This is a genomic window from Leclercia sp. G3L (genome assembly GCF_021117075.1).
GTDB classification, from domain to species: Bacteria; Pseudomonadota; Gammaproteobacteria; order Enterobacterales; family Enterobacteriaceae; genus Enterobacter; species Enterobacter adecarboxylatus_C.
On sequence record NZ_CP088265.1, the window covers coordinates 4,485,227 to 4,498,815 of the forward strand.

A 13,589-nucleotide genomic window follows, 5' to 3' on the forward strand; every position below is an offset into this window, starting at 1 on the left:
CTATCAAAGGGTGATATTTGTTAAAAATTAACTAATAGTTTGATATTACTTTGTGGGATATATTATAATGCGCGATCGGGAGCGTTACTCCTTCTCTTACAGTGCAAAACAGTAGCCTAAATATCCCACCCCTTCAACCACTTACTGGTAAACGAAAAGTTATCCTCCGTGAACATAAACGTCGCAGAATTGTTAAACGGGAATTACATCCTGTTATTATTTGTGGTACTGGCTCTGGGTCTTTGCCTGGGTAAATTACGTCTCGGGTCGATCCAACTCGGTAATTCTATTGGCGTTTTAGTCGTTTCGTTATTATTAGGCCAGCAGCATTTCAGTATTAACACCGATGCCCTAAATCTGGGCTTTATGTTGTTTATTTTTTGTGTCGGCGTCGAAGCCGGGCCCAACTTTTTTTCTATTTTCTTCCGCGACGGCAAAAATTACCTGATGCTGGCGCTGGTGATGGTGGGCAGCGCACTGCTCATCGCGCTGGGTTTAGGCAAACTGTTTGGCTGGGATATCGGCCTGACGGCGGGCATGCTGGCCGGGTCGATGACCTCCACGCCGGTGCTGGTGGGTGCCGGGGATACGCTGCGCCATCTCGGGCTGGATAACGCCCAGCTGTCGCTGGCGCTGGATCACCTCAGCCTCGGCTATGCTCTGACCTATCTGATTGGTCTGGTAAGTTTAATTGTCGGCGCACGCTATCTGCCGAAACTGCAGCATCAGGATCTGCAGACCAGCGCCCAGCAGATCGCCCGCGAGCGCGGTCTGGACACTGACACCAAACGCAAAGTCTATCTGCCGGTGATCCGCGCCTACCGCGTCGGCCCGGAGCTGGTGGCCTGGGCCGACGGTAAAAATCTGCGCGAGCTGGGCATTTATCGCCAGACCGGCTGCTATATCGAACGTATTCGCCGTAACGGCATTCTGGCTAACCCGGACGGCGACGCGGTGTTGCAGATGGGCGATGATATCGCGCTGGTGGGCTACCCGGATGCGCACGCCCGTCTCGACCCGAGCTTCCGCAACGGCAAAGAGGTGTTCGACCGCGACCTGCTCGACATGCGCATCGTCACCGAAGAGATCGTGGTCAAGAACCACAACGCCGTGGGCCGCCGCCTGGCCCAGCTCAAGCTGACCGACCACGGTTGCTTCCTCAACCGGGTGATCCGCAGCCAGATTGAGATGCCTATCGACGACAACATCGTCCTGAACAAGGGTGATGTGTTGCAGGTGAGCGGCGACACGCGCCGTGTGAAGACCGTCGCCGACCGCATCGGCTTTATCTCCATTCACAGCCAGGTGACCGACCTGCTGGCGTTCTGCGCCTTCTTTATCGTCGGCCTGATGATCGGGATGATCACCTTCCAGTTCAGCAACTTTAGCTTCGGCATCGGCAACGCCGCAGGCCTGCTGTTTGCCGGGATCATGCTCGGCTTCCTGCGTGCCAACCATCCAACCTTCGGCTATATCCCTCAGGGCGCGCTGAACATGGTGAAAGAGTTTGGCCTGATGGTATTTATGGCGGGCGTCGGGCTGAGCGCGGGCAGCGGTATCAGCCACAGCCTGGGCGCAGTGGGCTGGCAGATGCTGGTGGCCGGGTTAATCGTCAGCCTGGTGCCGGTAGTGATCTGTTTCCTGTTCGGCGCCTACGTGCTGCGCATGAACCGCGCCATGCTGTTCGGCGCGATGATGGGCGCCCGTACCTGTGCCCCTGCAATGGAAATTATCAGCGATACCGCCCGCAGCAACATCCCGGCGCTGGGCTATGCCGGTACCTACGCCATCGCTAACGTGCTGTTAACCCTTGCGGGGACCTTGATCATCATCATCTGGCCGGGGCTGGGATAAGAGAGAAATTTGCGCAATGGCGAAAAAATTTTCGCTATGCGCAGAACTTTTCTGTCATCCGTCAGTCATAACTATTGCCACTGCTTTTCTTTGATGTCCCCAATTTGTGGAGCCCATCAACCCCGCCGTTTTGGTTCAAGGTTGATGGGTTTTTTGTTGCCTGGCGTTCAGGCTGCCTTCAAATCAAGCGGTTGTACATTCCCTCCTGAACCACTAGCGGCAGCGTCTGAGACTCCCTGTAAAGGATATTCATGTTTGAGTATTATCCTAAGAAAATAGAGAATCATCGTGCCTTCAGAGCGTGATCAATATCACGCAATTTAGTTCGATCAATAATTATTGCTCACAATCCAGAGAGACTGAGAAATGAAATTCAAAAGATTAATGATGATCGGCTTTACCGTAGCAGTGTTAGCAGGGTGTACTACTGGCGAAAAAATTCATAATGTTCAGGTAGGTATGACCAAACAACAAGTGATTGACTTACTTGGAACGCCTGATGGTGATGCCGTTAAAGGTAATGCTGAACAAATCCAATATAGCAATCGGTTAGCATCTGGTTGGGGATGGGATAAGGGTGATTACTACGTTACCTTTGAAAACGGAAAAGTTGTTTCTTACGGAAGCGGCGAAATCCGTGGTGCAGGCGCTCCTGTTAAAGGAGTCGTTGTTTTTTAATACATTCACTATCATGACAGCAATTTATTAAAACATTCGTGGCGACAGAGGTTTGCTTTCCCCTTAAATCGCCACTCATTCTCCCACCTTAACTTATTGAATTTAATTTAATAAATTGTTTACATTACCCCGTTTACATTAATTTTCCTGTTATCTGCCGTTTAGGCAATAAATCACGCCTCCCGCCCCCCCACCCTTCCCCCATTTAAGTGTTACGCTTAATAAGTCACCTAAATTTTCCCCCAAGCCCAAGGAGCCCCAATGCTCGCGTTGTACAACACAGCGATCGTGCTTTTAACCGTTGCCGCCATGGAACTCATCGCCGCTCTTGCACACAAGTACATCATGCACGGCTGGGGTTGGGGATGGCATGAGTCGCATCACGAGCCGCGCACCAGCTGGTTCGAGGTAAACGACCTGTACGCCGTGGTGTTCGCCGTGCTGGCGATTGTGCTGATTGCGCTGGGGACCTGGGGGATATGGCCGCTACAGTGGATTGGCGCCGGGATGACGCTCTACGGCGCGCTCTACTTTATGGTGCATGACGGGCTGGTGCATCAGCGCTGGCCGTTTCGCTATATCCCGCGCCGGGGTTACCTCAAGCGCCTCTATCTGGCGCACCGTCTGCACCACGCGGTACGGAGCAAAGAGGACTGCGTCTCCTTTGGTTTTCTCTATGCACCGCCGATTGAAAAATTGCAGGCCACCTTACGCCAGCGCAAGGCGCACCGTGGGGCTAGCGCGGGCGCTGCCAGAGCTGAGGCGGGCGCGGTGACGGCGTCGCAAAACGAGAAGTGAGCGAAAGCAAGGCGCCTTTTAGCAGTAATCCCGACTTCTCCAGACCGCTGGTCCCCTGCCGTGTATCCCAGGCTCGGGGCCCCGCCGCGCCGACCTTCACGCCAATCTCACGATATACCCCGTGCGCCGAGGCAATGGCCCAGGCGGATCGCAGCGGCAACCCGGCCAGACCTTCCCGGGCAGAGGCATAGTAAGGCTCGGCCTCTGCCACCAGCCGTCGGGCGATATCCGCGAGGGGCGCGCGCATTTTGGGCTGTGCTATCGCCCCCGGGGGAATGTCCGCCTCTGCCAGCCACTGGGCCGGGAGATAACAGCGGCCCACCCGGGCATCCTCGACAATATCCCTGGCGATATTGGTCAACTGAAAGGCAAGGCCTAAATCACAGGCGCGATCGAGCACGGCTTCATCGCGTACCTCCATCACCCTCGCCATCATTAACCCTACCACCCCCGCCACGCGATAGCAGTATTGCAGGGTGTCATCCAAAGTCTCGTAATGCGTCTCGCGTACGTCCATGGCAAAACCGTCAAGGTGATCGTAAGCCAGCTGGAGCGGAATGTTATGGCCCAGCGCCACCTCCTGAAAGGCGGCAAAGGCGGGCTCACGCATCTCTCCCCCTTCCCACGCGCGCAGAGTCTGGTGCTTAAGCATCTCCAGGCGCAGCTCTGCCTGGGCGCTGTCCACGGGACTGGCGTTAAATCCCAGCTCCTGGCCGTCGATAACGTCATCGCAGTAGCGGCACCAGGCGTAGAGCATCAGCACGCTACGCCGGGTGGCCGGATCGAAGAGTTTCGCAGCGGTGGCAAAGCTTTTCGAGCCCACGGCTATGGTGTCGGTCGCGTGATCCATCAGTGTGGTGTTCATCGGGAAAGCGCCTCCAGCATCAGCCCTGCCGTGGCTTTGGCCGAACCGATCACCCCGGGAATACCGGCGCCCGGATGGGTGCCCGCCCCGACCAGGTAAAGATTGGGGATCCGGCTGTCGCGATTGTGCGGCCGGAACCAGGCGCTCTGGCGCAGGATCGGTTCGACCGAAAAGGCGGAGCCCAGATGAGCGCCAAGCTGGTCGCGAAAATCGAAGGGAGTGAACATGCGGTGGGTCACCAGCTGGCTGCGCAGCCCCGGCATGTAGTGGGCTTCAAGATAATCGAAAATCCTGTCGCGCAGGCGCGGCCCTTCCACAACCCAGTCGAGATCCGCGGTGCCTAAATGGGGCACCGGGGCTAACACGTAATAACTGCCGCAGCCCGGCGGCGCGAGGGAGGGATCGGTGACGCAGGGGGCGTGCAGGTAGAGGGAGAAATCCTCCGCCAGCGCGTTTTTATTAAAGATATCGTCGATCAGCTCTTTATAGCGCGGCCCGAAACACACCGTGTGGTGCGCAAGATCGTGCTGCTTGTTCAGGCCAAAATAGAGCACAAACAGGGAATTACTCATGCGTTTGCGCTTGAGCGATGTCGCGCGCGCCGCCCCCGCCGGATGATGCCCCAGCAGCTTTTCATAGGTATGCACCACGTCGGCATTGGAGGCCACCGCCGCGGTCGGGATCGTCTGGCCGTCTTTCAGCTCCACGGCGCGAATGCGATCGCCCTCGGCCACCAGCCGGGTCACCTCCGCATTCAGCTGCAACTCCCCGCCGAGATCCTGATAAAGCTTCACCAGCCCCTGCACCAGCGCCCCGGTGCCGCCGCGGGCAAACCAGACGCCCCACTCACGCTCCAGGGCGTGGATCAGGGTATAAATGGACGAGGTGGCAAACGGGTTGCCCCCCACCAGCAGGGAATGAAACGAGAACGCCTGACGCAGCTGTTCATTCTCGATAAAGCGCGAAACCATGCCGTAGACGCTGCGCCAGGCCTGCAATCGGGCAAGCTGCGGCCCGGCGCGGAGCATATCGCGAAAAGAGAGGAACGGCACCGTGCCAAGCTTGAGATACCCCTCGTTAAACACCGCCCGAGAGTAGGCGTGAAATTTGCGGTAACCCTCCACGTCACGGGGGTTAAAACGTCTTATCTGTTCTTCCAGCCGGGCCTGCACATTGTCGTAATCAAAGACCTCGCCCGTCTCCCAGCACAGGCGATAGAAAGGAGTGACCGGCAGGAGATCGACATAATCCGCCATCCGTTTTCCGGCCAGGGTGAACAGCTCTTCGATGGCGCTGGGATCGGTTATCACCGTCGGCCCGGCGTCAAAGGTGAACCCTTGATCGTGATAAACGTACGCCCGCCCGCCGGGCTTATCCCGCTGCTCCAGCAGGAGTGTGGCAATGCCCTGGGCCTGTAGCCGAATGGCCAGCGCTAATCCGCCAAAACCGGCACCAATAATGACTGTTTTATTCATGGTGAAACGCTCGCATCCGGGGAGTGAGTTTCAGTATGGCGAGCATCGCTTCGCCGACGGGAACCGGGGGTTTACCTGCCAGGATCCGCGCTTTATCGGCCAGGGTAAGCTGCCCGGCGTAAAAGCGGGCAATCAGCCCTTCGTTAAGAGAGTAAAAACGTTGCATCACCTGCCAGCGTTTATCGGCATCCCCCGCCAGAAACAGCATGCGGTTGAGAGTGCGGAAAAAACGCTGCTCCTGCCACTGGCGCAGGGCATAGCGATGAATCACAGAAAAGATCGTGGCCGCGCTGATATCCGCGGTGCCGGCGATGGCCTCGGCCAGCGCCACCGCGTGTGCCAACGAATAGCCGGTGGTGGCATGAAACAGCCCGGCGCGCAGGCCGCTGCACGGCTGCTTATCCCGCGCCTGCCAGTAGGCAGGGAAATCACCCGCCAGCATAATCGGCAGATGGCCCCGCTCTTCGCGGATCAGGCGGTCCAGGCACCAGCCCTGCTGGCGGGCGTAGTCAGCAATGTTTTGCCGCGCGGCGCTGAGGTGCAGCCGGGCGGCGTCAATGTAGTGGGTATCTTCGATCAGCAGTTCGGTGGCGGAAAGCGGCAGGGTATAGACAAAACGATACCCGCCCTGTTGGTTGACCGTGGCGTCCATCAGTATCGGCCGGATCAGGCCGTGCGGCTGGCGGAGATGCCACTCCTGGCCAAGAAATGACTGGCTGCCGGTGTTGAGGTGCCTGTCCGGCGTGTAGCCCCGGCCATCGATCACCGCGCGGGCCCGGAGCGTGGTGCCGTCGGCGAGCGTCACCGTCTGCGGAGTGAGCGCGGTGACGGCGGCGTCAGTTTGCAGGCTCTCGCCACAGGCGTCGGCCAGCACGGCGGCAAAACGCGCGGAGGTGATGCTGAGGTAGTCCCCGGTAAGGGTCCGGTTCAGGTCGGGAAAGCGCACGTCGTATCCCTGCCAGCGATGTGCCACCAGGGGGGCAATCCACCGGTGCTGCCCGGGGGTAATGTCGCCTTCATGAAACGACCAGGTGTGATTCCCCCCCGGCTGGCTATCGGCCTCGAGAAGCAGCACGCGCAGCCCGGGGCGCTGTTGACGCAACCGTAACGCGATCAGCCCGTTCGCCAGCCCACCGCCTGCTAAGATGATGTCCCACTCGTGCGCCATTACGTCTGCGCCACCAGCGTGGCCTGACGCAGCTGGGCCAGGTTGGCGCTCCCGGTGCAGAAACAGGCGACGCGCAGCTGGTCGATGATCACCTGAAAATGGTCAATGACCGCCTCGCTGGAGAGTAACGCGCTTTGCAGCACCCCGGCCGCCTGCCCCACCAGACTTGCGCCCAGGCGGATCGCTTTTGCCACCTCGATGCCGTTGGCGATCCCGCCCGAGGCCACAAGCGGCATGTCGGGCAGCGCCTGATGCAGATCCTGTAATGCCGTCGCGGTCGGGATCCCCCAGTCGGCAAAGGCCATCGCCACCGCCCGGCCATGAGCGGTGACGGCGCGTTCGCCCTCAACCGCCGCCCAGCTGGTACCACCGGCTCCGGCGACATCCAGCATCGCCACGCCCGCCGCGGCCAGCTGACGGGCAACCGGTACCGAAAGCCCGCTGCCCACCTCTTTGACCACCACCGGCACATGCAGCGCCTCGACGGTCTGATGAATGGCGTCGATAACCCCGCACCAGTTGCGATCCCCGCCGTGCTGCAGCGCCTCCTGAAGCGGGTTGAGGTGGATAATCAGCGCATCTGCCGCGAGGGCCTCTACGGCGCGTCTGGCATAGTCGATGCCCTGCCGGCCCGCGATTTGCGCGGCACCGAGGTTGGCCATCAGCACCACGTCCGGGGCAAAGGCGCGCAGTTCACGCGTCAGGCCGTAGTTAGCCTCGCTCTCCAGCGCCACGCGCTGGGAGCCAACCCCCATCGCCAGCCCCAGGGCCTGCGCGGCAAGGGCAAGATGTTGATTGATCTGGCTCGCCCGACGGGTACCCCCGGTCATAGAACTGATCAGCAGCGGCGCCTTCAGGGCGCGGCCAAACAGCGAGGTCGAGAGATCAATATCATCAAGATGCAGTTCAGGCAGTGCACAGTGCCCGAACCGCCATTTTTCAAAGCCGCTGGTACACTTTTTTACCCCGGGCGTGCTGTTCAGTACGATATCGAGATGATCGCTTTTACGTTGCGACAGGTTGCTCATTGACACTCCGACAGGGATAACGACAGGCTCTGACTGATAAGCGTCAGCTGTTTTTCAAACCAGACGTGAACATAGTGCCGGGCGGTAGTTCCCGGCTGACAGGCGGTAGCAATATGCTGGTCGGCGCTGCGCACGTGCTCACGCAGGCGCAGGAAAACGCTCTCTGTCCCGAGCACGGCGACCAGCGTCGATTTATCTTTATCCTGATGGGGATCTTTGCCGGTGGCGTGTGAGCCGTCCGTCAGGTCATCTATCAGCTGGAAAGCCTGACCGAGATCGCGGGCGAAAAAGCGCAGACGTTCGCTGACCTGAGGCGGTGCTTCGGCCGCAATGGCCGCCAGTTGCAGGGTGGCATTGAACAGGCTGCTGGTTTTCAACTCATTGGTCAGCTGTATTTCATCCGCATTACGGCTCTGCCGGGCCTCGTTCAGATCGCGAAATTGCCCCTGTACCAGCCCCATATGCCCCACCGATGCTGAAAGCTCAGCAATCGCCCGCGCTTTGGCCTCGTGCGTCAGCGAAGGCGCGCGTGAGATGACGCAAAATGCGTGACTCAGCAGCGCCACTGCCGCCAGTATCGCGACGCTTTCGCCATACTGACAGTGAACCGTCGGTCGCCCGCGTCTGAGCATGGCATTGTCCATGCAGGGCATGTCATCCAGAATCAGGGAGGCCACGTGAACCATTTCAATGGCGCAGGCCAGATCCAGAAGGCCTGTCCGCTCAGCTTTGTAGCCCATGTCGGTCGCCGCCAGCAGCAGCAACAGAGGGCGCATGCGCTTGCCGGCGACAAGCGTTGCTTCGCGCATGGCCGCGTAGACCTAGCCCTCCTGCTCTCCCGCAGGCAGCAGTTGTTCCAGACGTTGTTCAAACGCAGACAGCAGCATTTTTACATCATCTTCATGACTAAGGGTCATAGGGGCTTCCCCGGTATATGGTGGCGACTTCCGCAGAAGAGGTAAAAACGCTTGCCGCAGGATGATTTACAAAGCGTAGCGTATCCTTCTGCGTTTTGTTGCCCGCCGGGATAAGAGAAACCGAAAATAGTTATTAATTATATTAAAATCAGTAATTTAAAATTATAGCCATGAAGTAAGTTGCACAAAAATTTACATTTGTAGAGATATTAGAACCCCCCTTCCCGTCACGCCTGCTGGTGATCCTCTTCTTTGCCAAACGCCAGCCGTAACGCGTACTGGCGAATATCCTGCGGCCAGTTTTTGATACCCGCGGTAAACGCGACCTCATCGTCAGCAAAGAGCGCACGCAGGCTGGCTTCGTAATCAGGCAGATCCCCGGCTATCTCATACATAAAGTGGTAGGCGCGATCGTGTCGCTGGCGCTTGCTATCCGCCGCGTCACTGGATTTTCGCGCCTGATCGATAAGCCTGCGCAAGGTAGCGGAAGCCCCGCCGGGCTGGGAGGCTAGCCACTCCCAGTGACGCGGCAGCAGCGTCACCTCTTTTGCCGAGACGCCAAGCTTTGGCCTGCCCCGGGTTCTGATGACGCTGCTTTCTGCCAGCTCCGGGTACACCGCCAGAGTGCTGGCAATATCCCCGTGAAGGTGAATATCGAGACGCTTGCCGCTACGATCGTTAAAAATGAAAACGGTTTCATCCTGAATATTGGCGGACTGGATCTGCTGGATCAGCGCGCTCAGCGTACCGTGCGCAATCTGTTGCTGTCGCCAGAAGGCGGTAAGGGTGATGTTCGCCATGCTGCTACCTTTTTTATCCGGGTAAAAATAGCAACGTACGCGCAGGCGCGCGCCCTGTCAATTATACCCGGGTAAAAACAAGGGTCTGTGGCCTCTGCTGAAACGGGTAAATTTGACGCGCTGGTGGCATGAATAACGGCGGCAGATATCTGTACGGCTTAAAAATAATTGGCAGATAAAAGAGTAGATCATTTTCTGTTAAATATGGCCTCTGGCCGCATATATCTTCTCGCGGCGGAAAAATTAACTCCCTGCGGTATTTCACTGCCTGCTCTGCTGTATCTCCTTTCGAAGAACTACCAGAAATGGAGATTGACTGATTATTTCAACATGTTAAATTTTTTGAGATTTTTCTCATGGATGAGCATCACGCTTTCTCAAGAGCAGTGGACATATAAATTTTTCCTCCATCAGAATTTGTTTTCGTGGTTTATCGGGCCTTAAGTCAAATTTATAAGCGATCGCGGAAATCCTCCTCATCAATTATCAATGGCAACATTGATAACGTTGCGCATTGATAAAATAACGTACCAAAACGGAATTAACAGATGACTATGTCACGACACAACTTAACCTTACGTAGCTTACTGGTTCTGGCGTTAATTCTTGGGTTAAGTGGCTGCTCTGTTCGTTACGATAAAAACGGCAAAATTCTGTTTAATACCGATCTGGCGAGCGTTCTGGGGAACGAAGTCGGACAGTTCACGCTGGCGGATGGCTCGACAGGGGCATTAAGGGAGCTGAATGGTCGTTATAGCCTGAAGTGGAGCAATCTGATGATTGAGCGCCCGCTGGAGGGCATCAGCTGGGCGAGGATCATCAATCAGTATCACATCGAAGGACATACCTTACTGCTGCTGAAAGTGGCGACGCCGTCCTGCCCGGCACAGTATCGCCTGGTCGATCTGCAAAATACGCGATCCCAGGAGTGGGCCTTCACCGGCGTATGCGATACAGGGCCTGAGATCAACGCCAGCGCGGACAAGCTGCAACTGAATTTCACCACCGACAATCGGGTGGAGCAGTTCAACTGGCAGCATGGCGAGGTTTACCACAGTCGATTCCCCGTTCAGAAACAAAAAACGGTCGTCAGCAACAGCCCTGATAACGTGAGATCGTCCCGTAAAACCAAGGCGCAGCCCGTAGCGAAGCCGGTTAAACGCACGCCGACCAAAACCGTGGAGCCACTGCCGCCTAAAGTTGCCCAGCCGGAGCTGAACAATTCAGTGCCTACCGAGATCTATGCTCCAACCAAAACCCGTCAGACCAGCCTGGAGCTTAAGTCATGACCGAGCAGGTTCAGGAAAAGCACTGGCCGCAGGATGGGATCAAGCGTTCGGTCCTCCCCGCCTGGCAAAACTGGCTGGTGACGGGCATTACCCTCACCTATCTCATTTGTGAGCTGGCGTTCAACTCCCGCCTGCTGGACCTGGTCGGCAGCGTCTCGACCGCCGATGAAGTTCACAATATGGAGCGCTACGGCCGGACATTAACCGCCATCGCGGCGGCGCTGCTGGCGTTACAGTTCTCGCTGATGGGTATTGTCCGGCTGAAGAAAAAAGGCGTCTGGCTGACGGCGAAAGCCAGCACGGCGCTGGTGCTGTTGATCTGTCTGATCACCGGCTCCTTAACCTGGCATGCAGTGGAATGGGTAATTGAACGTCAGGTGACGAAGAGCACGGGTGAATTTCGTCAGATGTCCCTGCTGGCGCAGCTCTATCAGCATGCATTAATTGAAGGACAGCAGACGCTGGAAGGCATCCCGTTGGATAGCGGCGGTGGACAGGCACAGACGTGGAACAGTCCCTCAGGGAAGGCGTTTCTGGCAACCTTACCGGTGCTGCTAAGTTCGTCCGATCGCTATCGTAAATTACTGGAACGCGATGCGGAACAGAATTTACGCGACAACATCAGCGCACAAGAAGGCGGCGTTCGCGGCTACTACGAGGCCTGGATCAAGGCGCGTGGCGAGGTGCATAAACAATTTGTTGCCTATTACAACGATGACATGGATATCAGCGAAACGGTGCGGCTTGAGCAGGCCAGGGCCTGGCAACGGTACGAACGCTCCTTAGAGGCGAAACGCCTGAAAACCTGGAACGTCCCGAGACGTTATTACGCCACCGTAAGAAATCAGGTTCGCGGGCAAGGCGTTCCCGTCGCCAATGACTGGTCGCCGTCAGATCGTACCGGGTTTAATGCCGCGGTGGCGAAAGCCGCCAGGCAGAAATATCTCGCCCAGCGAACCGTGGTCTACCAGGGCGTGACCATCCCTAAACGGCTCGACTGGGGCGTCTTTTTCCGCCTTGACGTAGTGCAGAAATCGTTACGCGAAAAGCTGCTTCTCCCGGCGAATACGCTTGTTCGTGAGGAGTATCCGCTGAACGATAAGCTGAAGCAGTTCGCCCTTGAGCTTCACACGCCACATCTTAACGAGGCGGTAAAGCAACAATTACCTGAACTGCGCGCGGCAGTATCGAGCTATAGCGCGGGAGGGGTTAATGAAAAGCTGGGTGAAGATGCCGCGCGTGCCGTTATTGTGCCGCCCATTGCGCTGATTTTCTCTCTGGTGGGTGCACTTACGCACCTGGCAAAACTGCTCTATTTAGTGCTCGTTCCCCTGACGGCGACGCTATTAACCCGCCGTTCCTGGCGCCCGGTGCGGTTCCTGAATCACCATCCTTTAGCCTTCCCGGTCGCGTTAATTGCCGTTCTGGTGGTCACGTTCAGCCTCATCAATAACAGCATCACTGAATCAGTAGCCTATAAAAATCTGAAAGATGGGCTGGCGGGCGCGAAAATTACCATCACCGATGAACCCTTACCGCTGAGCGGGGGAGCGGTATTGCGTGTGATGCATGCCGTCAGTATCGGACAAAGCTACAGCTACCCGATCAATCAATATTTGCGTGAACATGTGCTGCAGGGCTTTGATTTCGGGTATGTCACGCGCGAAGAGTGATTCCCGACTGGGAATAAATAATCAATATAAACAAGGTATAATATGAAAAAGTTCATTTTTGTCGCACTTGCCATTCTTCCTCTTGCAAGCTGTACGGTGTATGGCAATAAATCCATCAAAGAGGAAAGCCAGCAAACGGTGGCGGCCAATATCATTAAAGGCAAAACCACCCAGCAAGAAATTATTAACAAATATGGTGAGCCGCAGACACGTGCAATGATTGATGGCAAAGAGACGTGGAGCTACTCGGTAACATCAGGAAAAAGCAGCATCACCAGTTATATCCCGATTGTCTCTATGTTTACCAATGGCGCAACGGCGAACATTAAATCCATGGATATCTGGTTTAAAGGTAACGTGGTCGAAGGCTATAACTTCGTCCAGACTTCCAGCACCGCGTCTACCGGCTTACTGGATTAACCGGCCGAAAGACATGAAGGCCAGCGCAAGCTGGCCTGTTGGTTGATGTTATACCCCCGCAATTCGCCCCACCATAACCCTTAACGCCTCCCGCGAGAGCGGCTGCCTGTCAGTGACAAAATGCAGCGTCATCCCTTCAATAAACGCGTCCAGGGCACGGGCGGTGACCGGATCAAACCACTGCTCCAGCGTCGTCTGGCTGGTTTTCATCCAGTCCTGCATCACGGTTTTTAACGATGCGCTGCGGTTCATAAAGGCATAAAGCTGGTACATCAGCTCCATATTGTGCGGTGTGGTGACTTGGGAGCTGTAAATCAGGGTGACGATCGACTCGCAGGCCATCTCCGGCCCCGTCACCCCGGCAAAGAACTCGCGATACTGCACCGACATCTGCTGCGTAAACCAGGTGAAGGCCTCCTCAAGCAGCGCATCCATCCCGGCAAAATAGTAGGTCATCGACCCCAGCGGCACCCCGGCGCAGCTGGCGATTTTGCGATGAGTGACGGCGTTCAGACCATGCTCTGCGATGGTGTCCAGGGTGGCCTGCAATATCCGTTCCCGCCGTTGCGGATCGTTGGGTCGTCTGTTCATTTTTACCTCAGCGCATTTATGTACAAATGTACA

The 13,589-nt window shown here is 56.7% G+C and carries 12 protein-coding genes and 1 pseudogene; 6 read left to right on the forward strand and 7 right to left on the reverse strand.

What is annotated here, in order from left to right:
* The first annotated feature begins 168 nt into the window (after positions 1 to 168).
* The 3 genes from LRS40_RS23005 (at position 169) to LRS40_RS23015 (ending at position 3,330) form a co-directional block, all read left to right on the forward strand.
* Positions 169 to 1,854 (forward strand): aspartate:alanine antiporter, encoded by a 1,686-nt coding sequence (locus LRS40_RS23005; protein ID WP_142488847.1) that lies wholly within the window; start codon positions 169 to 171, stop codon positions 1,852 to 1,854.
* 366 nt (positions 1,855 to 2,220) lie between these two features.
* Entirely contained in the window at positions 2,221 to 2,532 is a 312-nt protein-coding gene (gene bamE / locus LRS40_RS23010; protein WP_142488846.1) for an outer membrane protein assembly factor BamE, read from the forward strand.
* Between the two features lie 261 nt (positions 2,533 to 2,793).
* Positions 2,794 to 3,330, forward strand: coding sequence for a sterol desaturase family protein (locus LRS40_RS23015; protein WP_231312784.1), 537 nt, complete (start codon positions 2,794 to 2,796; stop codon positions 3,328 to 3,330).
* On the opposite strand, the gene crtB is transcribed toward LRS40_RS23015, so the two are convergent.
* From crtB to LRS40_RS23045, 6 genes and pseudogenes are all read right to left on the reverse strand, one after another.
* Positions 3,269 to 4,195 (reverse strand): 15-cis-phytoene synthase CrtB, encoded by a 927-nt coding sequence (gene crtB, locus LRS40_RS23020; RefSeq protein ID WP_231312785.1) that lies wholly within the window; start codon positions 4,193 to 4,195, stop codon positions 3,269 to 3,271. The genes LRS40_RS23015 and crtB overlap by 62 nt on opposite strands.
* A complete protein-coding gene (locus LRS40_RS23025) occupies positions 4,192 to 5,670 on the reverse strand; it encodes a phytoene desaturase (RefSeq protein WP_231312786.1) in 1,479 nt (492 codons plus the stop codon). Before LRS40_RS23025 ends, crtB begins: the two co-directional genes overlap by 4 nt.
* The gene (gene crtY, locus LRS40_RS23030; RefSeq protein ID WP_231312787.1) at positions 5,663 to 6,838 is read right to left on the reverse strand and encodes a lycopene beta-cyclase CrtY; all 1,176 of its coding nucleotides are present in this window, start codon (positions 6,836 to 6,838) and stop codon (positions 5,663 to 5,665) included. Before crtY ends, LRS40_RS23025 begins: the two co-directional genes overlap by 8 nt.
* A complete protein-coding gene (gene fni / locus LRS40_RS23035; protein WP_142488841.1) occupies positions 6,838 to 7,866 on the reverse strand; it encodes a type 2 isopentenyl-diphosphate Delta-isomerase in 1,029 nt (342 codons plus the stop codon). The genes crtY and fni overlap by 1 nt, the downstream gene beginning before the upstream one ends.
* Positions 7,863 to 8,783, reverse strand: a pseudogene (locus tag LRS40_RS23040) (polyprenyl synthetase family protein). The gene fni and the pseudogene LRS40_RS23040 overlap by 4 nt, the downstream one beginning before the upstream one ends.
* A 227-nt stretch (positions 8,784 to 9,010) precedes the next feature.
* The gene (locus LRS40_RS23045; RefSeq protein WP_231312788.1) at positions 9,011 to 9,583 is read right to left on the reverse strand and encodes a DUF2239 family protein; all 573 of its coding nucleotides are present in this window, start codon (positions 9,581 to 9,583) and stop codon (positions 9,011 to 9,013) included.
* Between the two features lie 548 nt (positions 9,584 to 10,131).
* On the opposite strand from LRS40_RS23045, the gene LRS40_RS23050 reads away from it, so the two are divergent.
* From LRS40_RS23050 to LRS40_RS23060, 3 genes are read left to right on the forward strand one after another with little or no spacing between them, the layout of a single operon-like run.
* Complete coding sequence (locus tag LRS40_RS23050; protein WP_231312789.1) at positions 10,132 to 10,872, forward strand: hypothetical protein; 741 nt, start codon at positions 10,132 to 10,134, stop codon at positions 10,870 to 10,872.
* Positions 10,869 to 12,545: a hypothetical protein gene (locus LRS40_RS23055; protein WP_231312790.1), complete on the forward strand. Its 1,677-nt coding sequence runs from the start codon at positions 10,869 to 10,871 to the stop codon at positions 12,543 to 12,545. The genes LRS40_RS23050 and LRS40_RS23055 overlap by 4 nt, the downstream gene beginning before the upstream one ends.
* Positions 12,546 to 12,587: 42 nt before the next feature.
* Positions 12,588 to 12,965, forward strand: a complete 378-nt coding sequence (locus LRS40_RS23060) for a hypothetical protein (RefSeq protein WP_142488836.1) — start codon at positions 12,588 to 12,590, stop codon at positions 12,963 to 12,965.
* A gap of 48 nt (positions 12,966 to 13,013) precedes the next feature.
* Here the strand turns inward: LRS40_RS23060 and LRS40_RS23065 are convergent, their stop codons facing one another.
* Entirely contained in the window at positions 13,014 to 13,556 is a 543-nt protein-coding gene (locus tag LRS40_RS23065; protein ID WP_142488835.1) for a TetR/AcrR family transcriptional regulator, read from the reverse strand.
* Positions 13,557 to 13,589 lie beyond the last annotated feature (33 nt).